This window comes from Desulfotomaculum sp. (genome assembly GCF_982386235.1).
Genome location: NZ_CEVWQM010000026.1, coordinates 1 through 25,021 on the forward strand (window position 1 = coordinate 1; position 25,021 = coordinate 25,021).

Annotated in this window: 19 protein-coding genes and 1 riboswitch; of the genes, 18 read left to right on the plus strand and 1 reads right to left on the minus strand. The window is 47.4% G+C overall.

Translation table 11 applies throughout. The features are described from left to right. The 12 genes from AC1U9Z_RS14200 to AC1U9Z_RS14255 form a co-directional block, all read left to right on the plus strand. On the plus strand, positions 1–537 hold a 537-nt coding region (locus AC1U9Z_RS14200), incomplete at its 5' end, for a transposase (RefSeq protein WP_479958059.1). Between the two features lie 151 nt (positions 538–688). Next, the gene (locus AC1U9Z_RS14205) at positions 689–1,063 is read left to right on the plus strand and encodes a hypothetical protein (protein WP_479958060.1); all 375 of its coding nucleotides are present in this window, start codon (positions 689–691) and stop codon (positions 1,061–1,063) included. Beyond that, positions 1,024–1,740: a copper amine oxidase N-terminal domain-containing protein gene (locus AC1U9Z_RS14210; protein WP_479958062.1), complete on the plus strand. Its 717-nt coding sequence runs from the start codon at positions 1,024–1,026 to the stop codon at positions 1,738–1,740. Before AC1U9Z_RS14205 ends, AC1U9Z_RS14210 begins: the two co-directional genes overlap by 40 nt. A 46-nt stretch (positions 1,741–1,786) precedes the next feature. Next, complete coding sequence (locus AC1U9Z_RS14215) at positions 1,787–2,518, plus strand: WecB/TagA/CpsF family glycosyltransferase (RefSeq protein WP_479958064.1); 732 nt, start codon at positions 1,787–1,789, stop codon at positions 2,516–2,518. Positions 2,519–2,816: 298 nt separating this feature from the next. Beyond that, positions 2,817–4,091: an LCP family protein gene (locus tag AC1U9Z_RS14220; protein ID WP_479958066.1), complete on the plus strand. Its 1,275-nt coding sequence runs from the start codon at positions 2,817–2,819 to the stop codon at positions 4,089–4,091. A 136-nt stretch (positions 4,092–4,227) separates the two neighbouring features. Continuing rightward, positions 4,228–5,298, plus strand: a complete 1,071-nt coding sequence (locus AC1U9Z_RS14225) for an acyltransferase (protein WP_479958068.1) — start codon at positions 4,228–4,230, stop codon at positions 5,296–5,298. A 92-nt stretch (positions 5,299–5,390) separates the two neighbouring features. After that, positions 5,391–7,400 carry an FAD-dependent oxidoreductase gene (locus AC1U9Z_RS14230; RefSeq protein ID WP_479958070.1) on the plus strand — a complete coding sequence of 670 codons (2,010 nt, stop codon included), beginning with the start codon at positions 5,391–5,393 and terminating at the stop codon, positions 7,398–7,400. Positions 7,401–7,505: 105 nt separating this feature from the next. Next, complete coding sequence (locus tag AC1U9Z_RS14235; protein ID WP_479958072.1) at positions 7,506–9,452, plus strand: DUF5693 family protein; 1,947 nt, start codon at positions 7,506–7,508, stop codon at positions 9,450–9,452. Continuing rightward, positions 9,445–10,581: a polysaccharide pyruvyl transferase CsaB gene (gene csaB, locus AC1U9Z_RS14240; protein WP_479958074.1), complete on the plus strand. Its 1,137-nt coding sequence runs from the start codon at positions 9,445–9,447 to the stop codon at positions 10,579–10,581. Before AC1U9Z_RS14235 ends, csaB begins: the two co-directional genes overlap by 8 nt. 22 nt (positions 10,582–10,603) lie before the next feature. Beyond that, positions 10,604–12,040 carry a phosphodiester glycosidase family protein gene (locus AC1U9Z_RS14245; protein ID WP_479958076.1) on the plus strand — a complete coding sequence of 479 codons (1,437 nt, stop codon included), beginning with the start codon at positions 10,604–10,606 and terminating at the stop codon, positions 12,038–12,040. After that, on the plus strand, positions 12,033–13,085 hold the full coding sequence (locus AC1U9Z_RS14250; protein WP_479958078.1) for a hypothetical protein: 1,053 nt from the start codon (positions 12,033–12,035) through the stop codon (positions 13,083–13,085). Before AC1U9Z_RS14245 ends, AC1U9Z_RS14250 begins: the two co-directional genes overlap by 8 nt. Before the next feature lie 147 nt (positions 13,086–13,232). After that, the gene (locus AC1U9Z_RS14255; protein WP_479958080.1) at positions 13,233–13,784 is read left to right on the plus strand and encodes a hypothetical protein; all 552 of its coding nucleotides are present in this window, start codon (positions 13,233–13,235) and stop codon (positions 13,782–13,784) included. A 154-nt stretch (positions 13,785–13,938) separates the two neighbouring features. On the opposite strand, the gene AC1U9Z_RS14260 is transcribed toward AC1U9Z_RS14255, so the two are convergent. Continuing rightward, positions 13,939–15,615 carry an FAD-dependent oxidoreductase gene (locus AC1U9Z_RS14260; RefSeq protein ID WP_479958082.1) on the minus strand — a complete coding sequence of 559 codons (1,677 nt, stop codon included), beginning with the start codon at positions 15,613–15,615 and terminating at the stop codon, positions 13,939–13,941. A 217-nt stretch (positions 15,616–15,832) separates the two neighbouring features. Between AC1U9Z_RS14260 and fabZ the strand changes: the two genes are divergently transcribed. The 6 genes from fabZ to AC1U9Z_RS14290 all read left to right on the plus strand — a co-directional run bounded on the left by fabZ (position 15,833) and on the right by AC1U9Z_RS14290 (position 24,770). Next, complete coding sequence (gene fabZ / locus AC1U9Z_RS14265) at positions 15,833–16,261, plus strand: 3-hydroxyacyl-ACP dehydratase FabZ (RefSeq protein ID WP_479958084.1); 429 nt, start codon at positions 15,833–15,835, stop codon at positions 16,259–16,261. Between the two features lie 203 nt (positions 16,262–16,464). Further along, entirely contained in the window at positions 16,465–17,535 is a 1,071-nt protein-coding gene (locus tag AC1U9Z_RS14270) for an MraY family glycosyltransferase (RefSeq protein ID WP_479958118.1), read from the plus strand. Between the two features lie 438 nt (positions 17,536–17,973). After that, on the plus strand, positions 17,974–19,437 hold the full coding sequence (locus AC1U9Z_RS14275) for a phosphoglucomutase/phosphomannomutase family protein (RefSeq protein WP_479958086.1): 1,464 nt from the start codon (positions 17,974–17,976) through the stop codon (positions 19,435–19,437). A 131-nt stretch (positions 19,438–19,568) separates the two neighbouring features. Continuing rightward, on the plus strand, positions 19,569–22,613 hold the full coding sequence (locus AC1U9Z_RS14280; RefSeq protein ID WP_479958087.1) for a S8 family serine peptidase: 3,045 nt from the start codon (positions 19,569–19,571) through the stop codon (positions 22,611–22,613). A 254-nt stretch (positions 22,614–22,867) separates the two neighbouring features. After that, positions 22,868–24,439 (plus strand): murein biosynthesis integral membrane protein MurJ, encoded by a 1,572-nt coding sequence (gene murJ, locus AC1U9Z_RS14285; protein WP_479958089.1) that lies wholly within the window; start codon positions 22,868–22,870, stop codon positions 24,437–24,439. Between the two features lie 55 nt (positions 24,440–24,494). Further along, positions 24,495–24,770 (plus strand): YlmC/YmxH family sporulation protein, encoded by a 276-nt coding sequence (locus AC1U9Z_RS14290; RefSeq protein WP_479958091.1) that lies wholly within the window; start codon positions 24,495–24,497, stop codon positions 24,768–24,770. Positions 24,771–24,893: 123 nt separating this feature from the next. After that, positions 24,894–24,991, plus strand: a riboswitch (SAM riboswitch). The last annotated feature ends 30 nt before the right edge of the window (positions 24,992–25,021 follow it).

The window sequence follows — 25,021 nt, forward strand, 5'->3', positions numbered from 1 at the left end:
AAGATCAAGGCCTCTAACAACAAAAAGATGAATTTCAGCCGGAAGAAACTGACCGAGCGGCTAACCCGTCTGGATGAGAAAATAGCGGAATACATGACAGAGGCAGAGGCGGCAGATCATTTGGAAGAACCAAACTCCGGATCAGCTCCGGCAGGTCTTGCCGAACTTCTCTCCCGAAAAGAACGCTATGAGGGATATTTAGCTCAAATGGACGAAACTTGCTGCAACGAGGTCTCTGCTGTGGATCCGGACGCACGACTCATGGGGAATAACCGTGGCGGCGTGGATATGGCGTACAATATCCAAAGCGCAGTAGACGGCAAACATGACCTTATTTTGGACTACCACGTCTCCCAAAGCCCCGCAGACCAAAACCAACTGGGTTATATGGTAAAGCGAGTCAAGAAACTGGGTTACAAGCGTTTCACCGTAGTAGCAGATAAAGGATATTACAATGGCCGAGATTTAACAAAAGTAAAGCGTTATAAGATTAAAGCTGTCGTCTCCCGTCAGAAGATACGAGATCGGGTTCAATAATTATAAATATTAAAATTGCTATTAAATTAGGACTAGGCCTAGAGCCACGGGACTTGATATTGATGGAATTCTGGGGCTTACAACAGGACTTACTGGCCGCCATGGCCATATTAGCTGAGAGGAGGAATCTTTTTGAAAAGAATAACCTTGGGTGTTTTTTCTTTTTATAGTATCCTTACTTTCCGCAACATCCGCCTTGGCCTACTCTCATAACAGCATATCACGCATAGTTAATGTCCAAAACAATGGCCAATATTTTTCCATTGGGGAGATCAGGTTTAGTAAGGATAGTCAGTTTGACAATCATTTCCAAAACGGTGACCTATTTACCATAGCCCTGCCGTCTGGCATCTCCTGGAACCCGGAAAGTATAGTAGATGTTGCCTATGCAGATATAAGATTGGTTTCAGACAGAGTGTTAGAGGTGACCATGAAGAATTGTGAGGATGAGGTTACGGATTCCATTATACTAAAGGGACTGCAAAGGTGGAAAGTAACTTTACAGGCGATATCAAGCTGGAAATAGACGGCAGGGATTCCGCAATCACCAGCTCAAAAAGTATTTCTGAGGAAGCATCTCCCACCAAGAAATATTACAACGAGATTGTAACAGTTTTAAAAGTTCGGGATGACTTCTCGACCTTAATTGGCAGGGAAAATGGGGAACAGTATATTGTTGAAACGGAAGTTCCCCTGGGACTTTGGGCATTACAAAGGAAGCAAGTGATTGTTCTGTCCCCCAGCTCATTCTTTGCGGGGCCAGGGGCCTATCTACAGGTGCCCAGTGGAAATCAAAGTCTTATAATTGATGTCATTCAATTAAATAGTAAAGCAACAAATACTGGGTATACTAATTCTGGTAAAATCAATATCTTCATTAACGGCGAGGAAGTCTCCTTTGATACTCAGCCAATCATTGATGCCGGTATAACACTAGTTCCCCTAAGAGGTATCATGGAAAAGCTGGGGGCAGAGGGAACCTACCACGGTGCATCAGAAACCATCATGGCAACCAAGGGTACGCAGGAGATTTCCCTTAAAATTGGTGATCTACAGGCTAAAGTTAACGATAAAATAGTAAATCTTCAATTACCTGCTCAGGTGGTGAACAAACGCACCTTGGTCCCTTTAAGATTTATTTCTGAATCCTTGGGGGCGGCGGTGGATTATAATAAGCAAGAAGGTTTTATTTCTATTTATTAACGGGGGTAATCTCGGTGCATGGGGAACGGATATCAGGAGGCGAAAAATGCGCATAAAGTTACTGGGGGCACCCGTGGATGCATTAAATATGAAGGAAACCGTAAATCAAATAGAAGGGTTTCTGCAAGGGGGTGGTAAATCCCACTTCATTATTACCCTCAACCCGGAATATCTCTATCGGGCCCAGTTTAATGAAGAGTTAATGAAATTAGTGCACGAGGCTGATTTAGTAACACCAGATGGTACCGGGATTGTCTGGGCGGCTAAACAGGCCGGTACGCCTGTACCGGAACGGGTAACGGGCATAGATTTAATGTTGAATCTGATACCAAAGGCAGCCAAGGAAGGCTGGCGGGTCTTTTTACTGGGAGCCGCTCCGGGTGTGGCTGAGGAAGCAGCTGCAACCTTAAAAAAACAGTATCCCTCGCTAATCATAGCAGGCGCCCACGACGGTTATTTTAAACCCCAGGAGGAGGATAGCGTAGTTAGGGAGATTGCCGCAGCCAAACCCCAGTTGCTTTTTGTGGCCTTGGGTATGCCTAGGCAGGAACAGTGGATTCATAAATATAAAAATAAGATGGGGGTTCCCGTAGTCATGGGTGTTGGCGGTAGTTTTGATGTCATTGCCGGCAGGGTGGAACGTGTAGCACCCTGGTTACAGAGGATGAATCTGGAATGGCTGGGGCGGTTAATGAAGGAGCCCCAACGTTGGCGGCGGCAGCTTGTTTTGCCCAAGTTTGCCTGGTTGGTAATAATGAAATATAAGTTAAAAATATAACACCTTTTGTAAAATGGGTGTTATATTTTTAGTTTTATAACGTCTTAAATAATATGGAGATGTTTTTTGCCTTCAGTCTTGGCCATCGTCTTTGAGATTGAGCCGATGGCTGAGGTGTCTGGTACCGTCGAATGCCGCAAAAAGCGTCGAAGTATTTCCTGGTTTTAGGCTAAATTGTCTGGATTTGGCATTGAATGATTATGGTGAAGAATGGTACAATACTTCTGTGTGCCAGTTAGTAAATAAGCCTTGTACTTATGCTTTCGGATACTAAGAAAGAAGAGAAGGTGGCTAATGAATGGAACGTAGAAGAAAAAGAAAGTTAAGGGTTATTCCCTTGATCATTTTTTGTACCTTTTTTGCTCTGGTGGTAGGTACCGGTTATGTACTGGCGAACCAATTCCTTTTCAGTGGGGCAGGTCCGTCTTTATCAGCACTAACCCTAAGTGAAACAGAGGATGAGGATGTTTTAAAGAATCGTATGAATTTCCTGCTTTTGGGCGTCGATGCCCGGGAGGGGGAAACCAATACCCGAACAGACAGCTTAATTCTGGTCAGTGTAGATAAAGATAAAAACCGCATAGCCATGATTTCTCTGCCCAGGGATACCCGTGTAAAAATTCCTGGTCATGGTCATGATAAGATTAACGCAGCCAATGTATTCGGTGGTCCGGAACTGGTTATGGAAACTGTTTCAAACCTAACCGGAGTGAAGATTGATCACTACCTAACCACCAATGTTCGGGGCTTTCGTGATATTGTAGATGCCCTGGGTGGAGTTACCATTGATGTAGAAAAACGGATGTATCATTACGATCCCTATGACGAACCGGACTTGCAAAAGATCGATTTGCAGCCAGGCCTGCAGGAACTGAATGGGGATAAAGCACTGCAGTATGTGCGCTTTCGCAGTGATGCCCTGGGGGATGTCAGCCGGACAGAGCGTCAGCAAAAATTTTTAAAAGCCCTAGCCCAGGAAATGATGCAGGCCTCTACCATTACAAAACTGCCTAAGCTTGTTCCTACCATTAATAAGTATCTTGATACGAACCTGGGCATTGCCCAAATGGTGACCCTGGCCAAGGCAGCTAAAAATCTGAGTAGTGTCGAAATTGTTACCCAGACCATGCCTGGTAAGTTCCTGGATATGAATGGTGTTAGCTATTGGAGTGTCGATCCTAAGCAAGCCAAAATGGTTGCCGAATCACTCATTCAGGAAGGTAAACCCTATGATGTGGTGCTAGGCGAGGAGACCGTTAATACGCAAATGAATACACAAAATATTGCCAAGGAAGAACCAAAACCCAAGACCAAGGCAAATGAATCGGTAAATCCTATTTTACCTACCAATGATGCTCAGGATTCTAGTAAAAAGGACAAAGAAACCCCTGTGACGGATACAGCCAATCAAGAAAAAGCAGGTAAACCAACGAATCCTGAGAAAAAGGATAATAATGTTGAGATCATTGTGGATGATGGCAAAGGGTCTGGGGTGGCACAGCAAAATAACCCATCTACCGGGGATAATACCAATGACGAAGCCAGCAGCTGGCTTCCCTCCACAGAAATGTAACTTTCCGGATAAGCAGAACCAGGGAAAAATCCCTGGTTCTCTGATTATCCGGATGGTTCCCATGCCACTCAGCCTGACATAGCAGACGACCTAATGCCTAAAATGGCTATTATTATTTTATAATTAGTGAGGCGAAATGAATAATAACAAGGGAAAGCTAAAGGAAATTCAAAGCACTCGGGGTATCGCCATTTTGGCGGTGGTGCTCATACATATCACAAGTATACCACTGGAGGTATTGCCAGCGGGCATCCCCAGCCATACTGTTTATACGAGTATTAACCGAGCCTTACAGTTTGCGGTACCTTTATTTTTAATGGTCAGTGCCCTCGTCTTAGCCTATGGAATAGGAACCGACGGGGCTATAAAATGGCGGGACTTTTACCGCAAACGCGGGATCAGGGTTGTTGTTCCCTTTGTGGTCTGGACAACACTCTACCTTAGCTTACTTTTTATTACCAGCCATGTCGGCAAGGTACCCACGTTAAAGGAACTGCTTCTGTGGTATGGCTTTGGTAAAGGTTTCTATCATCTATACTTCCTGTCGGTGGTTATTCAATTTTATCTGGTATTTCCTTTTTTGCATGTTTTTTGGCACCGGCATCGACCCAGCTTGGTGAATACAATCATAATCCTTGCTACCCTGCAAGTAGCCTTTTATTGGATTAACAGAATGTACCTTTACCCCCATTTCCCTTATACAGCTTCCTTGCTCCCCAGTTATATCTTTCCCATTGGTGTTGGGCTATGGCTAGGTTATAACGTTTCCGCCTGGAATCATCTTTGGACAAGGTATCGGGTGCTCATTGGAACTTTTGCTATTCTTTCGGGAAGTTTTTATGTGCAGCAATATCTGGCTGTATTGGCGGGCCAAAGGATCAATACCTTTTACTTTCAAATGGTTTGGCTGTTATATGCAACAACCATCGGCATATGTATTGTTTTTCTTTCCAGGCTATTGCAGCAGGGTGCCTGGGGCAAATCAGCGATAATCGGAAAAATTGGTGAATTGTCCTTTGGGATTTATTTGGTACACCCATTTTTTCTGATGCTTTGGCAACGTGTGTTTTCCCCAGTTACAGCCAATGAAGTGCATTTGTTTACTTGCCTAGGCTTGGTAATCATTCTTACCCTGTCGGGCCTGGTAACCTATGGATTGGAAAGAACCATACTAGCAAAACCTCTTTATGGCATAATAAGAAGATAATTCTTGTCCAGCCCTCGCTTTGGGAGACTGAGGAAGGGTCGCGGCTGTATAAATGATTAAATAATTAAATGTATCGAAGAAAGGGTTTTTGCATGAAACGATTTAAAAAATGGCACGCGGGGTCCTTTGTGGCCGTGCTTATACTAATCGTAGTATTCGGCTTGTTAACACTTAGCGGGAATAGGACACCAACAGAGGTTCCTCCCCTAAAATCCAGTACCATCAAAGGCTCCTATGATGTGGTGGTGGTTGGTGGGGACCCAGAAGGGGTTGCTGCGGCGATTGCTGCCGCTCGCAGCGGTAAACAAACGCTGCTGGTTGATACGCGGCCAGAACTGGGAGGCCTCATGACCCGGGGTTGGTTAAACAGCTTAGACATGAATTACGGCCCGGGCAAAGTGATTCTGAACAAAGGAATATTTCAAGAGTTTTTCAATCAAATCGAAGGGGATTCCTTTGATATAGCCACTGCCGCCGCTGTGTTTCATCAAATGGTAAACCGGGAAAAAAACCTGGAGGTGTTAACTGAGGCCACTGCGGTGCTGCCCATTGTGGGGGGACAGGTCATGCCCCTAATAGCACCTGGCCAATCCGTTTTAAATGATCAAGCATACTCACAAAGTGACGGACTGATTCAGGTAGAGTTTGCAGATGAAAAGGCTAGCCAAAATGCCATTGAAGGCATTCAAGTGATGCTACAAGGTAAAAAGCAAAATATCACTGCCGGCCGGGTTATCGATGCCACCCAGGATGCAGATATAGCAGCCTCAGTGGGTGTGCCCTTTACCTATGGCCAAGAGGATTATGGCAGCGGGCAGCAGATTATGGCTGTTACACTGGTTTTTAAATTGGAGGGTATCAGCCAATGGGATTGGTATCGGATGATGCTGAATCTCAACTTCCAGCGTTTGGTGGCCACTGTTACAGGCAATACGGTGGAACACTATACCGGGGCGAACTTTCAGAGTGCCTGGGGCTTTGATGGCATTATGAAGGGCTATCAATCAAATATTCCGGAAGTGGCTATGCGGGGCCTGAATGTAGGCAGGCAGAGAGATAACTCTATCCTTATCAATGCACTGCAGGTTTTTGGTATTAACGGCCTAAACCTAGAGGACCGGCAAAGGGCCAGGAAGTTGGCAGAGCAGGAACTGCCCCATATCGTACAGTACATGAAGAAACACATACCTGGCTTCGACGACATCGTGCTGGCGGAAACCGCACCGGAGTTGTATATTAGGGAAACCCGGCATATTCAGGGTCTCTACCGATTAACCGTAGAAGATGTATTGGAGAACAGAAGTTTTCCAGATCGCATTGCCTATGGGTCTTACCCCATTGACATTCAAGCCACAGACCCTCATTTCAAAGGGACGGTCATAGGTACATCTGCCGGTTATGCCATTCCCTTTAGCTGCCTGGTGCCTCAGGGGACAGAAAATTTACTGGTGGTAGGCCGAGCAGCCAGCTTTGATTCCCTGGCCCACGGTAGTGCCAGGGTGATTCCTGTTGGCATGGCCACTGGTCAGGCAGCCGGGGTTGCCGCAGCCCTTAGCTTGGATGAAGATATGTCCTTTAAGAAGCTGGCAGCAGATCAGCACCAGATTAAAAGGTTACAACAGCAGCTTGAGGAACAGGGTGTCGATTTAAAGGAATTAAACATTGCACCATCGCCGGAAACCCAGCACTGGGCCTATGAAGCTCTGAAATTTATGCGCCATTACGGAATGGCTGCCGGAGGCTATAATAATAACTACCGCCTGGATGAAGAAATGTCCGAGGCACACTTTATAAATGGCCTAAACGTGCTGCAGCGGGCAGGCGTCAAAATTGAGAAAAAACCGAGACTTTCTACCGAGGGCAATGCCCTGACCCTAGAAGATGTGGCCTATTATTTTTCACAATATCAAGGGCTGCAAATGAATAAAAAACAAGCCTATGCCCACTACACGCAGCAAAATTTCTGGAACCCGCTCATTCTAGAAAAGGTACAGCAAAATGAAGGGGTTGTGACAGTGGGTGTCGGTTATACGTTAATAAAGGATTTTACAGGGTGGTTTAAGGAAGAGGCTGGGAGAGATTCGGGGCCCTTTACGATGTAGTTCCCCGCCGCCAGCGGCCCAGCAGAAGAGGGTAAAGAATTTGCTGCATTAGCCTCACAGGGTTATAATAAATGGGGAATTTTGTCATGGAAGGGAGATCATACTTTGGCTAAATGGTTTAAATATAGCCTATGGGCAGTGCTGGTGGTGGCTGTCTTGGCGGCGGCCCACGTAGCCTTCTGGCAGAGATATATAGTGGAAAAGGATTTTGACCAGGTTGAACTAGCAGTAAACTATGAGGAAATCAATAGTATTGCCAGCTACAGAGGGCTTAGTCCTGTGGAGGGGCTTAAGGAATTTAAAAAGCATGGTGTCACGGCAGTGGTTTTACGTGAAAATGTTTTGGTTGATTTAGAGTCCAGCGGTTTGGTCGAGATCTACTCTGGTCAGGCCTTGCTAACCAGACCCCAAACGGAAACACCGCCTTGGTTAAAGGAACTGACCCAATCCACCACAATTAGAAGGGATTATACCTATCTTCTGGTCTTTAATCCGCAGACCTTTAATCAAATATTTCCTCAGATGAAGGCAAAGCTTGGGAATGTAAACTCCTATCATATCGAAGCAGGTACCTACATTATTGAAACCTCCTTACCGTATATACAAATGAAGGGTACTTTGTCTGACCTTGGTTTGGGTTTTACCGATACCTCCCTACAGGATGTATGTCAAGCGGGACTGAGACCCATTTTGCAAATCCGCACTTGGCAGGGGGTAACCCAACGAAGTATTCAGGAAGCATTTGCGCTTTACCGTGACATTTCTGGTACTTCAGCCGTCATGTTTAATGATGATACGTTACCGGCCTACCCGGATAAAGTCTTAATGGGTGTTTTGGCAGAAGAGATTAGAAATATGAATGCCCCCCTGGTAAAAGTGGAGTTCTTCTCCCAAAGGGGTCTCGATCAGCTGGGTATGCTGCTGGACAAGCAGGTTGTTCGACTCCATACCGTATCGCCGGAAGAAATAAAGAAATCCTCTCCGGGGGAAGCGGTGGACCGTTTTGGTTTAGCGGCAGCGGAGAGAAATCACCGCATTCTATATGTTCGCCCCTACTTTACCTCCGGGGATGTTTTCCAGAAGAACTTGGATTATGTTGATGGCATTACCAAACGATTGGATAAGGAAGGACTTACCGTAGGCCCCATGTCTATATTGCCATCTATTCCGGTAAATCAAAGTCTCATAATATTGATTGGTTTTGGTGTTATTGCTGGGGGACTACTGCTTTTAGCTAGCTTTAAGTCAGGCAAGTGGATACCCTGGATAGGCCTATTGGCTGTGCTTTTCTGGGTTACCCTTACTTATCTTGATTCGGGTATGGCTAGAAAACTAATGGCCCTGGCAGCGGTGATCGTTTTCCCAACCCTGTCACTGATTAAGAATGTTCGCCCCGAGGGGCATACCCCTGCGGCTGCAGTAGCTGCTTTTCTGCGTATTTCCTTGTTCTCTTTATTGGGGGCCCTGTTTATGGTGGGACTGTTGGCTGGGGCTGGATTTATGCTGAAACTGGATCAGTTTATCGGAGTCAAGCTGGCCCATGTGGTACCGCTGCTGATGGTGCTGCTGTTTTTCTCCCTGTCAGTTACCCAGGGCAGGGGTTTGCCCGAGAAGATCAAAAACATGCTCAATCATCCCCTCCAATTAGGGATTGCCTTGGCCGCGGGGGTTATGGCAGTTGCTGTGATCATCTATGTGGCTAGGACGGGCAACGAGGGTATGGCGGTCAGTGGTTTGGAATTAAAATTCCGCAGTCTCTTGGATTATCTTTTGGGAGTACGCCCCAGAACGAAAGAATTTTTACTGGGGCACCCAGCTCTGCTGCTGGTTTTATTGTTTGGCTACCGTAATAATTGGTTTCTGCCCCTGCTGTTACTGGGTACCATCGGGCAGGCATCTTTGGTCAATACCTTTGCCCATATTCACACGCCTCTTATGGTATCCCTGCTGCGGGCCTTCCATGGTATCTGGCTGGGAATTATCCTTGGGCTGGTGGTGTTCCTTTTGATGAAACGGATAGTTCGCTATGGGAGAGGGTATTGGCATGGCTAAAGTTGTGATCTCCGGTTACTACGGCTTTGACAACCTGGGGGATGAGGCAGTGCTTTTCAGCATCCTAAAAACCCTGCGGGAGCTGCGCCTGGGCTTAAGAATTGAGGTATTGTCCAATAAACCGGGTCAAACCGAAGACATTTACAAGGTTTCTGCCAGCGATCGCTGGCAGCTTCGGGAGGTTTATGGTGCCCTTAAGGATGCCGATATGCTAATCAGCGGCGGGGGTAGCCTTTTACAAGACGTGACAGGCTTGAAAAGCCTAATCTATTACCTGGGAGTGATCTGGCTGGCCCAGCGCATGGGAAAACCCGTTTTCTTTTACGCTCAGGGCATTGGCCCGGTCAATACACCCTTTGGCAGGTTTCTTATGCGCTTCGTTGTTAATAGCGTCAATTTCATTACGGTGCGGGATGAATCCTCTCGAGAGGATCTGGCAGGCATGAAAATTAACCGCCCCCGGATCGAAGTCACCGCAGACCCGGTTCTTGGTTTAGAGGAAAAGTATGTAGACAAAAAAATTGGTCAGGAAATCTTGGGGCAAACTGGCCTTGATTTATCCATTGAAAAAAGAATGGTGGGTATTTCGGTTCGGCAATGGCAGGAATTGGTGGACTATAAAAAAGTGGTGGCAGAGCTGGGTGATAAGCTCTCTCGGCTGGGTTACCAGGTGGTTTTTTTACCCATGCATTACCCGGATGATTTGAAAACCTCCCAGGAAACTGCGGCTTTGATGGAACAACCGGCAGTTGTTTTGGAAGGTCATTATTCTGTGGTAGAAATGGCTAGTCTAATTGCCAATATGGATTTATTGGTTGGCATGAGATTGCATGCCTTGATTCTAGCTGCTGTGATGCATGTGCCGCCGGTGGCCATTTCCTATGACCCTAAAATTGATCGGTTTATGGGCCTGCTGGGCAGAACCGCTGCCACACCCGTGGATAAACCAGAATTTGCAGATCTTTGGGCTGCTGTGGACGAAGTTATCTCGGAACCCTGGTTGGTGCGGGAAGAACTGATCCAGGAGATAGAACCACTGCGTCAAAGGGCCCAGGCCAGTGCTTCGCTGGCGATCCAGGTTTTAGAAAAATCCTTAAAGAAAGATGAACTGGCAGCAAAATATCTCTAGGTTTTACAACGGAGGTTTATTGATGAATAGAAAACTTATTTTCATGGTACTGTGCCTGGGGATCCTCTGGGCCATGCCAGCCTGGGCCGCGGATAAGTTGGCTCCAGGCGTAAAATACTGGACTTTTGAAAAGACCAATTGGGAGGGCCAGCCCATTCAAGGCTATGTCCTGGAAGTGGATCCCGGTGTTAAGAATACGGAAATTCGTCCTGTCATGGGCAACGAAATCATTGGTCAAAAGGAAGTTCTCAGCAAAATGGCCCAGCGCACCGGAGCCATTGCGGCGGTGAACGGCGGTTTTTTTGATGTGGCCACTGGGGTGCCCACGGGGAATCTATTTATTGACGGCAAGCCAGAGTACATATCGGATATTTTACGGGCCTCCTTTGGCCTTAACCGTGGTGGTGCTGTTAAGATAGGTTATCTTAATCCTAAAATGCAGGTGGAGCTAGCAGGTCTTGGTCAGTTGGATGTAAAGGGGATCAATGTGCCTGCTGTTAGCGACGGTCTGGTTTTATATAGCAGCAGCTGGGGCAAGGAAATCTATGCAGCAGGGACAGCACTGGTATTGGAACCTGTCCAGGGTGGCTTGAAGGCCTACCCAGCAGCAGGTAGTGTGAAGGCTCCCCCTGGGGGCTATGTGTTGGCTGGTTGGGGAAATTTGGGCAGTCAATTGGCCAATGTCTCTGATGGGGCAAAGGCGAAGGTTATTACAGAAATGCCTGTGGACTGGAAAAGCTTAACCCATGTCCTGTCAGCCGGCCCGCTGCTGGTGGAAGGGGGCTTGCCCGTGGAGCAGGCGGTCAATGAAGGTTTATGGGGCAGTCTGCTTAAACCTGCACCGAGGACTGCCTTTGGTGTTAACGCCCAGGGTAAATTTTTACTGGTTATTGTTGACGGCAGGCAGGAAACCAGTGCCGGGGTGACCTTGGAAGAATTAGCCTATCTGATGGTGGATTTAGGGGCTGTACAGGCCGTCGGTCTTGATGGCGGTGGCTCCAGTGAAATGTGGGTGCAGGGAAAGATTGTCAACAACCCCTCGGAAAAGCTGGAACGTCCCTTGGCCAATGGCCTCATGATCATACAACAGATGCCAGTTTATGTTGATTACCAGCGTCTATATTTGGATGTGGCACCGGCCCTGGAAAATGGCAGAACCCTGGTGCCCATGCGTAAGATCTTTGAACGGCTGGGAGCGGCTGTTGATTGGCATGCTGAGACAAAAACAGTTACAGCCACGAAGGGAGACGTAAAATTAGAGCTGACCCTTGGCAAAACAAATGCTGTGGTCAACGGTGAAACCCTTCAATTAGATGTACCGGCCAAGGCTATCGACGGCAGGACCATGGTACCCATGCGTTTTGTGGCAGAGACCCTAGGTGCGAAGGTAGATTATGTGACCAATGATGGACCGGCAGTGCATATTTACAGCCAGGCGGGAGGGATAGCCCATGAATAAAGGAACAGGCTTGATAATAGGGTTGTTTTGTCTTCTATTGAGTACCGCTCCTGCCTTTGCTAATACAGAGACCCCACCGGAAATGCAGCAATTAATAAATCAGCAGGCAGAGCAAACCCTGGCGGAGCAACCACCCAGCTTGGCTTTGGACCATATAGCTGACATTACCTACAATCTAGCCAGGGATGTGCATAAACTAGCCAACGGTAATTTACTAATCTGCCGGGTAGGTGCCTGGATGCCCGGCATTATGGAAGTGGATCAGCAGGGTAAAGTGGTTTGGTCCTACTACGGCATCCAAGCCAACAGTGCCAGGGGCCTAGCCAACGGCAACATTCTTGTGGCAGACTCCGGTGCCCCAGGGGCACCCTATGTTCCGCGAGTTGTGGAATTGACCCGTGATGGCAAGGCGGTTTGGGAATATACCTTATCTTCCCTGGCCCAAGCACCCCGTTATGCCGAAAGATTAAGCAACGGGAACACACTGCTGGTGCTTCCCTTTGAAATTCGGGAAGTGACATCCCAGAAGAAGATTGTTTGGCAGTACGGTTTGGGTAAGCCAGCCAAACCAGACCAAGCCGGGGCCTTGCTAAGACCCGTGCGGGCTCACCGCTTAGGGAACGGCAACACCTTGATCGCGGACCGGGGAACCCACAAGAACGGCAAGGTTCTTGAAGTTACCCCTGACAAAAAGATAGTCTGGCAGCTGCGGGCTGAGGCAAAACCCACTGCCAATGCCGGGGAACAAAAGCTGCCTGTCCTAGTGGAACCCCTGGATGCATTGCGCCTGGCCGATGGTTCCACCCTGGTGACAGACAAGAAGCAGGACCTACTCTTCACAGTGGATGCCCAGGGCCAAATCCAGCAGGCCAAATCCTGGGCCGGTCTCTACAAAACTGCCCCAGTAACGGACCTATGGTCCGCCGAGCCCCTGGTAGAGGGCAATGTGGCCATTGCTGCCACCATGACCAGCGGCAGGAGCAGAACGGCAGAGATTATAGGGGAAACGATGAAGGTTGTGTGGCAGAACGGGCAAGAAAAATAGTTTATCAAGAACGGTTCTGGCAAATGGGCCAGAACCGTTTCCGTTGTTTAAAATACAAATGGTTCCAGAGCTGAAAGTATCTGCTTAAAGGATAATGATCAAGGTTGTTGAAACTGTAATTGTACAACATAAGGAGGGATTTTGGTTTTGAAAAAGAAAGTACTGTTGTTGCTGAGTTTGTTAATGGTAGTAAGTTTAGTTTTCAGCGGCTGTGGCGAATCCAAGGTTAAGGTGGAAGTTAAAACAGCGGAAGAAGCAGCCAAGATGGAAGGCGATCCAGTGCAGAACCTAACCATCAAGGAAAAGGAATGGTTGTCCCGCTTGGATGCTGTACGTGAGGAGATCAGCAAGTCCTACACCGGCTGGGAGCAAGGTACAGTTACCAAGGAAGAATTCATGGAACAATTAAACAAGAGCATGGGTGACGTTAAGAAATTAAGGAAAGATTATGATTTACATACGGAAGTTAATGCCATGCCCAATGAAAATGAAGAGATTTATAATGACAGCTTAGCCTATGGCAAAAAACTCCGGACCAATGTAAATAATTTTATATTCTTAGCCACAGAGGGTATTCTGGATGTAGAAACCAACAAACTCAAGCCACTTAATGACGAACAAATCAAGGATGTCTATAAGAAGCACATGATCGAAGAATATGATGAATATAAAGCAAAACTTCAACCAGCCCTAAAGTAGTAATGTTTTAAAATATACCAGCCCTAGACATAAAGTAACAATCCCCTGACAGCCTAAGCGAGTGAAGGATATCAGGGGATTGTTCTTTATGTCCCAGGGGGCACCATTAGCAGATGATATAGATAGCGGTCTAAGCCCAAGGCTCATGGCCCATTTATTTATCTAGCCTTGCCCCAAACTGGGTTAACTTTTTTTGCATCCATGCAATATCCTCTGGGCTAAATTCCCTAGGGTATTTCTTCGCTGAGAGAGACCGAACAGCAGCAACCCCGGCTGCATCCCCCAGTACAGCTAAATTTGGCAATACCCTTAGCTCCGCCCAGGCAAAGGAAGAGATACTGGAGGCATAGCCGGGAATCAATAGGTTATTTGTTTTTTCCGGCAATAAAGCCTCAAAGGGCAGATACACAGGATTTACCGGTTCGCCGCCGGATGCCTGCCAATCTGGCCGGAGGTGTTTGGTTACCGGCCAGTCGTAAACACCTGAGGCCTTAAGATCCTCTGCCACAAAGGCATTAATGTCCATCATGTAATATCCTAGGCCAACCCGATGCTGATAATTGTCTTGATCCAGGCCGTTACCATAAGTCCCAGCCCCTTGGGCCTCCTTGGTGCTTATAGCAAAGTTAGTATTTTCAGTACCCAGGTTGGGTTTATTCGATATGGGGCTATGCACAGATTCACGGATATACATTACCTGACCAACTACTGGCTGATGGTCTTTATCCAGCACGATCTCAGCGTCACCAAAGCCGTACCACTGCCCAGTGGCAGGATCTTGCACTTTAAACTGACGCAGGACTTGTATAAAATCTGCTTCCTTTAAGAATCCCCGGGCCTTTGACCAGGCTTGGTCTGTGTTAAGGTGTCTAACCGGAGTATCCTTGGGGTAATTTTCTGTTTCCCTATCCCTGGCCTGGGCTTGGGCTTCTACATCGAATACCAGCAGGCAGTTAACCCACCAAACCTCACTGTCTTTGCCGTTCATTGCTGCATTAATGGGTTTAATGGCAAAACCCTGGGAACCATACTTTTCATTAAAGGAGATCACATCTGGGTTATTGCTAAAGGCCTGTTTACCTCCCGCCAACCCCCAACTGCCCTGCTTATCACGTACAAATTCCCAATCCTGTATTCTTGTTGGTTTTGCAGGGGGCTTAACGCCCTTTACTTGAAACATTAAAGTGGCAGCCTGCTGCCGCGTGGCAGTTCCCCTTTCGTCCAGGGGCAGATATTCTTCCGGCCAATCACCTCTACCCACACTTAGCTGATTATCAGAGAGCCTGGTTAATCGCCCATCCACCGAAGCATCGATAAACACTTGGCCGGCAATTTTTTTCTCTTGGTCACCCCAGTCCACTACACCCTGATCATTTCTGGAAATAGGCTTGAGAGTAATTTCCCTTATCTCATCGCCTTTTAATTTTAAATCAAACAGATCATAACCATAGAGTGTCGTTATATTGGGAAATTGACTTAGGTCTTCCTGAATAATTTGAGCCATGCGCTGGTTGTTGTAGAACTGCCCAGCTTTACTATACCACCTGCCAAAGGAGCCCTGAGTGACCAACTGACCCTTCCACAACCGAATATCCGTAAAATTTTGCCCCCCCACGGTACCAATACTCCCTAACTCCTGCACAGGTTCACTTACCACCAGCAAAATTTTCCTATCCGGTGCCGCCGCCGCAGCACTCCGGGCCGCCGCACACCCATCAAATCCACCCCCTAAAATAACAATATCCTGCCGCTGAGGCTGACCATAGCTAAAGAAACCATAGCCCAAAACACCCAACAAAATAATTAATAATCCTACAATACCCTTTCTCACCCAATAACCCCCTGTTTAGTCGTTAGTTATTAGCTATGACTCGAGGGGACGGTTCTCTTGAGTCATTCGTCCGCTATGCCCTTAGACAAAGACTCAAAAGAACCGTCCCCTTGAGTCCGTCCCTCCCAAACGTAAGCGAAAAACTTGCACGTTATGGCAGGAACCACTATAATAATGCCGAAACACTACGTATATACATAAAAATTGGAGGTTTACCATGCTTGATATAAATGCTATCCAACAAATTCTACCACATCGTTACCCATTCCTGTTAGTAGATCGCATTTTGGAAATGGAGGAAGGTAAAAGAATTGTCGGCATTAAGAATGTTACTGCCAACGAAAGTTTTTTCCAAGGCCATTTTCCTGGTTACCCAGTCATGCCTGGGGTACTGATTATTGAGGCCATGGCCCAGGTGGGTGCCGTAGCCATTCTTAGTATGCCTACCTATGCCGGACGGATTGCTTTGTTTGCTGGGATTGACAAGGCCCGTTTCCGCCGTCAGGTGGTTCCTGGAGATACACTAAAAATAGAAGTGGAAGTATTAAAGCTGCGGGGTACCATTGGCAAAAGCATGGCCCGAGCCTATGTTGGTGAAGAACGGGTAGTTGAAGCGGAGCTTATGTTTGCTATTAATCAGAAATAAAAAGAATAACCTAGAAATCCGCATCTATATTCAGATTTATGACCCTGATGCTCGAACTTAAAGGTTTCCTGTAATTATTTAGAAAAGAAAGTTAAATTTGTTCCTGTACAGCTTGTACCGTCTGGGTTAGAATTATAAGGATTTATATAAAATGTTTCATGCAGGTTAACTTGGAGGGATAAACGTTGTTAAATTCATTACCCATGGCTTTTCTGCTTGCCCTGGGGATTGCTTTATTGATTACTCCAGGGGTTCGAAAAGCTGCTTTTAAAATTGGTGCCATTGATAAGCCCGATCCTCGGAAGGTACACGCCAAGATTATGCCCCGTATGGGTGGCTTGGCTGTGTTCATTGCCTTTGCCTTAACCGTGTTGTTAACGCAACAGTTAAATGATCGTTTGATTGGTTTGCTAGTTGGCGGGTTTTTAATTGTTCTGCTAGGTATTTTAGATGATACCAGGGGATTACCGGCCAAGGTTAAATTGCTTGGACAAATTGCCGCCGCCGCCGCTGTGATTCCCTTTGGCATACAGGTGGAGTTTATCACCAACCCACTTAACGGTCAAATGATTCATTTGGGGCTATGGGGTATACCAGTAACCATCTTTTGGATTATCTCAGTCACCAATGCCGTTAATTTAATTGATGGCCTAGATGGCTTAGCCGGAGGCACCTCTTTTATCGCTGCCCTGACACTGGCCGCTGTAACCGCTGTAACCTGGCAACAAGCCAATCTCTCGGGCGGCATAGGGATGCAAGTGGTGGCCTTGGCATTAATTCTGGCAGCCTCCATTCTAGGCTTTTTGCGGTATAATTTCTATCCGGCCAAAATCTTTTTGGGCGATACCGGATCCATGTTTCTTGGGTATGCCCTAAGTACCCTGGCTGTGATGGGTGTGGCCAAAGCTGCCACCGCTATCTCTGTCATTGTACCCATGGTCATTATGGGTCTTCCCCTGCTGGATGTACTGTTTGCCATACTGCGCCGCTATAAAAGTCACCGACCGATTTTTGAACCGGATAAGGAACACCTGCACCACCGCATGATGGCCCTGGGATTGTCTCATAAACAAACTGTTTTAGCCATCTATGCCGTTAACTTACTGTTGGGTATTAGTGCCTTTTTACTGACAGTTATAACCACCAGTCAGGCAGTACTGCTGCTTCTTATCTTGACCGTAGTCATTATAGTTGCAGCCAACAAAATAGGTGTAATCGGCAAAACACCCGTTACCGTATCCCAAAATTTACAACAGCGGTCCTCTAAAATGTAGGGCCGCTGTTTTATTTTAGTTGTTAGCCAGTAGCTTATGGGTAGCAGCAGTAGCAGCTTACCTGAAAAGGACCATGGGCTTTGGGAAGGGTTTACTCTCATGCAAAAAACAAAAACAGAGGGCCGATCAGCCAGCCCTCCGTTTTACTTCCCCTTAGACGCTTTTTTATTCTTACATTCACTTAAATAACGCTCCAACGCCTTTTTCCTGGCATCCAATGCTTTTATATCAACAGCTTTTGCCATACTTATCAATCCCCTTAAAATATTCCTAGCTGGGGCTAATAGCTAACGACTAACAGCCATTTTCCCTAACTAATGATAGTATCTCCCAAAATGTGACATTATAAACCTTGCCTAATCTGGTATAATATGCATAATCGAGTTGGAAGAAACATAAAATAAAATCTGTGTGAATTTGTTATCGGGAGGGGATACCATGAGTCACAAAATTTCCTTTGGGACAGACGGTTGGCGGGGTATTATTGCCAAGGACTTTACCTTTGATAACGTCAAGTTGGTGGCCCGGGCTGTGGCTGCTTATATAAATGAAGAGGGTATTGGGAAAAGAGGCATCGTCATTGGGCGGGATAATCGATTCCTGGCCGAGGAATTTGCCGAAACAGTGGCCCAGGAGTTTAATCAGCAGGGCATTCCTGTGTATATGTGCTGTGGGGCTACCCCCACGCCGGTGACCGCCTATGCGGTAAAGCTTCACCAGGCTGCAGGGGCTGTCATGCTGACAGCCAGTCACAACCCGCCACCTTACAATGGGTTTAAATTTATTCCAGAAACTGCCGGCCCTGCCCTGCCCCAGATAACTAAAAAAATTGAGGAAAACATAGCCAAGCTGCAGGCCGGGGAGCCCTGTGATATCTACGGTTTAATTCCGCCAGAGGGACGCTATGGCAACTTGGTGGGGGAAGAAATATATGCCGCTTGCAGTTGCACCATGGAAAAGCCCTTTGATCAATATGTAGAACATATTGCCAAAATCATTGACCTTGAGACCATTGGCAAAGCGGGTTTAAAGATAATAATTGACCCGATGTACGGGGCTGGCATTGGGTATTTGGAACATATTTTAGGCAATGCCGGTGCCGAGGTAGAGGTATTCCACAACCAACGGGATCCCCTCTTTGGCGGCACCTTACCAGAACCTACGGGTAAATCCCTGGAGGAATTAAAACAGCGGGTGATCACTGGCAAAGCCAACCTGGGCTTGGCACTGGATGGGGATGCGGACCGTTTTGGCATCATTGATGCCAACGGGGAATATATTACCCCCAACCAATTCCTGCCTCTGCTCTATTATCATCTGCTCGCCGTTAAGGGGTGGCGTGGACCAGTGGCCAGAACCGTTGCCACGACCCATTTGTTGGATCGCATAGCCAACAAGTATAGCCAACAGGTTCATGAATCTCCGGTGGGCTTTAAGTACATTGGGCAAAACCTTTTAGAGAAGGAATGCATCCTTGGCGGAGAGGAAAGCGGCGGATTGTCCATCAAGGGTCATATACCAGAGAAGGACGGCATCTTGGCAGGTCTATTGGCCGCAGAGATGGTGGCCCACCATGGCAAGGGTCTAACAGAACTGTTGTCACAAATTTACGAAGAATTCGGCAGGCTTTATAGTGAGCGGCTGGATATTCATACCACACCGGAACTCAAGGAAACCATCTTAGAACAATTAAAGGAATTTTGCCCCACCGAACTGGATGGGCAAAAAATTGTCGCTAAAATAGCATTGGACGGGGTAAAGTTGGTGCTCGCCGATGGTGCCTGGGTCCTAATCCGTCCCTCTGGCACAGAACCACTATTTCGGATTTATACAGAGGCAAATAGCCTGGAACAGAAGGAAAAGCTGCAACAAGAGGTTAAATCTTTGTTAAAATTGAGTTAGTCTTATTTGGCTAAATGAAAAAACCTAACAAAGCGGCTTTAAGTATAGAAAAAAATAAAGGAATTTGTTAGGGTGCTGTCGAAAATCTTTCGATGGTACCTTTTTTTGTGCTTTTTTGGTGAGGTGATAAATTGTATTTCATTCTAAACCAGGGCAAACACCGGACTTTGATTCGTTTTATTATTTTCTTAATCATACTCCTAATGCTGCCCTGGCCAGTCTGGGCCGAGGCAGCGGGCACCTATCACCTGGAAAACAACCTGGCCGCGGGTGTTATGGGAGTGCCAGCTCTCTGGGCACTGCAGGGTAGGAATAGCACGGGACTTACGGGCAAAGGACAGGTAGTTGCCGTGGCAGATTCCGGGTTGGATGCGGGAAAACAGGAAACCCTGCACCAGGATATCAAAGAGCGTTTGGTGGGGGTCAAGGATTTCAGTGGTGATGGCTGGCGGGACCCCAACGGGCATGGCACCCATGTTGCTGGCAGTATTGTAGGTTCCGGGGCTAAATCCCAGGGCGCCATCAAGGGTATTGCCCCAGAAGCAGGCTTATATTTTCAAGCCACCTACAATGAAAAGGATAAAACCTTGCGCATTCCGTCGGTTTATGAACTTCTATTAGATGCCTATAAGGCACCGGGACAACCAAGGATTCATGTCAATAGCTGGGGGGCTAGCTTCAGCGACGGTGTTTATGATTGGGATACCTACAGTCTAGATAAATTTGTTTGGGAGCATCCAGACATGGTGGTTCTCAAATCTGCAGGAAATGGCAATAACACTAGTAAACCCTATGTGAGTTCTCCGGGGGCGGCTAAAAATGCGATCACGGTGGGATCCACCGAAGGAATCCGCAATGTGGATACCACGTCGGACAACCCGGACCAAGTAGCAGGCTTTAGCAGTCGGGGCACCCTGGATGGGCGTATTAAACCGGAGGTTTTGGCACCGGGAACCTGGATCTTATCCACCAGGAAAAGCCAATCCGGACCGGAGGACAACTACATCGGTATTTACAACCAAAACTATAGTTATATGAGCGGCACCAGCATGTCCACTGCCCTGACCGCTGGTTCTTTAGCCCTGCTGCGGCAATACCTCGTACAGCAGGGGCAAGCTCCCAGTGCCGCCAGGATCAAGGCACTGCTGATCTTCGGTACGCGTTGGCTGCAGGGAGTAGCGGCAAATGATCAAGGTTTTGGCAGGGTGAATATCGAGCGGACGTTGATTGCCCTGGAAAAGGCTGATCTTAAAAATCTGGAGGGACAAGGTCTAAGTACCGGCGAAAAAGCAACCCATACCTTTACCGGCAATGGTAAACCAATGAAAGCAGTATTAGTCTATACCGATTACCCCAAAACCCCAGGGTTAGGTAAGGATCTAGTCAATGACCTAGACTTAAAGATTACTGGACCGGACGGCAAGGAAATATACTGGGGCAACGGCTATATCAATGGTGATCGATTAAATAATACCGAAGAGGTTATTATTGACCAAACCCAAAAGGGTGCGATCTATACACTGGAAGTCACAGCACAAGATGTTTCTAAAGGTCCACAACCCTTTGCCTTGGTATACGGCACCTTGCCCTCCCAGGGCACCTTAAAAGAAGTTAAAGACAAGCAGTTAAGCTTTACCGATGGCGAAAGCATAACCGTAAGTTCCCAAACCAGTATAAGATTGGTGAGCAGTGATGAACAAAAAAATGTCAAACCCGAGGAAATCCCACCGGGGGCGGAATGCTACTTAACCTATAATGGAGAAGGTCAGGTTAGCCATATCGATGCGGTCTATGCCACTCTGACCAGTAAAGTTCAGTCCAAAGAAGGAAATAATCAACTGGTTATCCTTGACGGTACCCGTTGGAATCTCTACGACGAAGCTAAAATCTATGTGGGGGAACATGAAATTCAATGGGCAGAACTACCCCTGGAGGCCGAGGTCCAGCTGACCATCAATCCAATCAATGGTAAAATATGGCGGATTGACATAAAGGAATTGCCCAAGGATTCACCTTATTTGGCAGCACCTCTTTCGGATCAAGAAGTCAAAACTGCCATACTGATATCCAAAAATACCGGCAAGGTGACCCTAACGGCACCTATTGGTGATGGTGTCAAGGACAAGCCACTGATTCTGGCCTTTGGAGCTGGGCTGGCCGCAGACCTTGTTGAAAATGGCCGACCGGTGGAAATGAAATTTCCTGGTCTGACGGTGGAAATACCCTTTACAGAATTTAAAAGGTTGATCAATGATCAAAGAGGAGCCCAATTGCAGATCAAAGTATCCTTGTGGTCTGTGGGAGAACAGTCCCTGCCTGCCCAGGATGCCCATATGTATTTAAGGGCGGTGGGGAAACTAGTGGATATTCGTACAACCATTGTGTGGCCCGATGGTAACCAACTAACCATCAGTAATTCCATAAACCCGATTAAGATAACCATTACGTCACCCATTGGCTCCACCGCTGGTCTGGATATCAACAAGCTGGGATCGTACCGATTTAATGAAATGCTGCGTTATTGGGAATTTATCAGTACCGACTACAATCCGGATACAGGACAGGCAGTTTTTAGTACCAACCGCTTAGGGTCCTTTGCCATCCTAGAAGCCAGCCGAGTTTTTAACGACATAGCGAAGCATTGGGCCAGAAACGATATCGAAATTATGGCCGCCCGCCATGTGGTACGGGGTTTAACCCCCGACACCTTTGGACCCAATGAAACTGTGACCAGAGGTCAATTTACCGTCATGTTGGTGCGGGCCTTAGGTTTGACGGAAAGTGCCGGGGGAGTTAAGTTTAAAGACATTCCACTTAACTACTGGTGTGCCGATGCAGTGGGGGCCGCTGTGCAGATGGGCCTCGTGGCAGGCTACAGTACTGAGCGATTCGGTCCCAACGACCCCATCACCAGAGAGCAAATGGCGGCCATGCTGGTAAGGGCCATGCGTTTTAACAACAATAAGCCCTTACCCAGCGGAGATACTTTTTTAGCACAGTTTACAGATGTCACCTCCGTCTCCCCCTGGGCTAAAAATTCTGTCTCCATCATTGTTCAAGAGGGCCTTATGCGGGGACAGGATGGCAGTAAATTCGCCCCCAAAGCCCTTACTACCAGAGCCGAAGCCGCCACGGTTATGGTGCGGTTGATCAATTATAAAGCAAATAATAAATAGCCATCAGCCATCGGCCGTCAGCTTTTTTGGCTTAGGGTATCCCTGGGGGGCGGTCAGGGGCCATGGCACCACAAACAATGTTTCATCCTGAGTGATAGCGAAGGATCTTGAACAGGGGAGTGTCGCAATACTACTTTTCGGTAGCGAGCGACACCTCTTTTTTATTCCCCTGTTTGTCGAAGACTGCAGGATATGGGGAGGGGAAGTAGAATATACTACTCTTGTTGTATTTATGACGCGGGAGGTTTTGTATTTTGTCCACTGGAAAGATGATTGCCCGGGCCACCCTGGTGGTGGCGGTCATAAACCTACTCTCACGGATTTTAGGATTTGTGCGGGAGCAGGTCATAGCTTATATGTTTGGTGCCACCAATGTTACCGATGCCTACGTGGTGGCTTACAATATTCCCAATGCGGTTTTCGCCATTGTCATTGGAGCATTGGCCACCGTTGTGGTACCGGTATTTAGCGAATATGTTGCCAAAGGTCAAAGGGAAGAGGCTTGGCGACTCTTTAACACAGTAATTACCATGGTCATAATTATCTTCACCATCGTTACCGTTGGCGGCATCTTTGCGGCCCCCCTATTGGTTAAATTGACCGCCCCTGGCCTAAGCGCAGAAACCGCCAGTTTAGCCAGCCGCCTAACGGTAATTATGTTGCCGATTCTGGTATTTTATGGCCTATCCACCGTCTTCCAAGGGCTGCTCAATGCCAATCAGGTTTTTGGCATCCCTGCCCTTAGTGTTAGCGTGACCAACTTGACCATTATCATTTCTGCCCTGACCCTGGGTGGTATTTATGGTATTGATGGCTTGGCCGCCGGAACGGTCTTGGGTTTTGTGCTGGCGGCATTGATGCAGGTGCCCAAGCTGAAAAAAGTTGGTTTTACGTTCCGCTTTACCTTGGATCGTCATCATCCCGGCGTCAAGAAGGTTCTCTATCTGGTTATGCCGGTGGCCATCGGAACCTCACTCAATCAGATTTACCTGATCATTGACCGGGTCTTGGCCTCAGGCCTGGCAGAAGGCAGTATTTCAGCCTTAAACTACGCCAACCGCATTATTCTAATGCCCATTACCTTTTTTGTCCTGGCCATTGGTACCGCCTTTTATCCAACCATTACCACCTTGGCAGCCCAGGGTAAACAGCAGGAACTGGCGGAAACCGTGCTGCGGGCCATTCGCATGGTAATCCTCTTTGCCTTACCTGCCGGTGTGGGCCTGATGGTACTGGCCACCCCGGTAATTAAACTGCTCTTTGAACACGGTCAATTTGGCCCCAGGGCCACCGAAATGACAGCCATGGCCCTGTTTTTCTATGGCATCGGGCTGGTTGGACAGGCAGCCAACATTATCTTAACCAGGGCCTTTTACGCCCAGCAGGATACAAGAACACCGGTTAAATTAATGGCTGTCACCGTGGCAATAAACCTGGCCTTTAGTCTCTTGCTGATTGGTCCCTTGAAGCACGGCGGTTTGGCCCTGGCCAATTCCATTGCTTCCCTAATTAACACCGTGATGTTGACTTGGTTTCTTAATAAAAGGATTCCCGGCCTGTGGAATGCCAGTGCCCTAACTTTTCTCTGGCAAACTGCCTTAGCCACCACGGCCATGGCGGCTGTGGCTTGGGGTGTAAATGCCACCGGGGCTGGTGTCTTTGCTGCCTATGGCACATTGGGTTTGGCGGTTCAAGTGGGAGCCAGCATTGCGGCGGCCCTACTGGTCTTTGTATTGGCGGTTTTCCTATTGCGTATGGATGAGGCCAAGATGATCACCCGCTATGCGGGAAAATTTCTTAGCAAATTACGCACCTCCCGGGATTAAGTTGACGCACCAATGCATCTGTTAGCGCATAGCATAGGGCTAGGAGGTGCTAGCTATGATTAAAGCAACCCAGCTATCTGCTAAAGATATTGTTAACTTAAACGATGGAGCTAAACTGGGTCCGGTGAAGGACCTGCATATAGACCCGGAAACAGGCAGTGTAGTGGCCATTGTGCTGGAGGCTCCCCGACGCTATTTTGGTCTGGTAAGGTCTGGGCGGGATATGGTAATTCCCTGGAACCAAGTTAAAAAATTTGGTGTTGACACGGTGCTGGTGGAGTTACAGCCCATGGATAGTTCTCATACCGAAAATGGCGGCAATGGGCTTTAGGTTTTAAACCATCACCTATGTCATTTTGCGTTATCTCTTAGGATAACACTAAGTTTAATAGATTTTATTTGACACAATGTGTCTGCTTTGCTAAAATTAATCTGGCAATTTTGCTAATGTTCGTGCTCATCAAGAGAGGTGGAGGGACTGGCCCGATGAAACCCGGCAACCTCACGTAAGGTGCCAAGTCCTGCGGGAAGTTTATTCCTGACAGATGAGGTGATTGAGGAAGGCTGGGAAAATATAACCTC

Excerpts from the sequence above, each read along its gene's own strand:
- AC1U9Z_RS14275 (WP_479958086.1), top strand. The coding sequence starts at position 17,974 with ATGAGTCACAAAATTTCCTTTGGGACAGACGGTTGGCGGGGTATTATT.
- AC1U9Z_RS14290 (WP_479958091.1), top strand. The coding sequence starts at position 24,495 with ATGATTAAAGCAACCCAGCTATCTGCTAAAGATATTGTTAACTTAAAC.
- AC1U9Z_RS14215 (WP_479958064.1), top strand. The coding sequence starts at position 1,787 with ATGCGCATAAAGTTACTGGGGGCACCCGTGGATGCATTAAATATGAAG.
- AC1U9Z_RS14245 (WP_479958076.1), top strand. The coding sequence starts at position 10,604 with ATGAATAGAAAACTTATTTTCATGGTACTGTGCCTGGGGATCCTCTGG.
- AC1U9Z_RS14270 (WP_479958118.1), top strand. The coding sequence starts at position 16,465 with ATGGCTTTTCTGCTTGCCCTGGGGATTGCTTTATTGATTACTCCAGGG.
- AC1U9Z_RS14225 (WP_479958068.1), top strand. The coding sequence starts at position 4,228 with ATGAATAATAACAAGGGAAAGCTAAAGGAAATTCAAAGCACTCGGGGT.
- AC1U9Z_RS14220 (WP_479958066.1), top strand. The coding sequence starts at position 2,817 with ATGGAACGTAGAAGAAAAAGAAAGTTAAGGGTTATTCCCTTGATCATT.
- fabZ (WP_479958084.1), top strand. The coding sequence starts at position 15,833 with ATGCTTGATATAAATGCTATCCAACAAATTCTACCACATCGTTACCCA.
- AC1U9Z_RS14230 (WP_479958070.1), top strand. The coding sequence starts at position 5,391 with ATGAAACGATTTAAAAAATGGCACGCGGGGTCCTTTGTGGCCGTGCTT.
- csaB (WP_479958074.1), top strand. The coding sequence starts at position 9,445 with ATGGCTAAAGTTGTGATCTCCGGTTACTACGGCTTTGACAACCTGGGG.
- AC1U9Z_RS14250 (WP_479958078.1), top strand. The coding sequence starts at position 12,033 with ATGAATAAAGGAACAGGCTTGATAATAGGGTTGTTTTGTCTTCTATTG.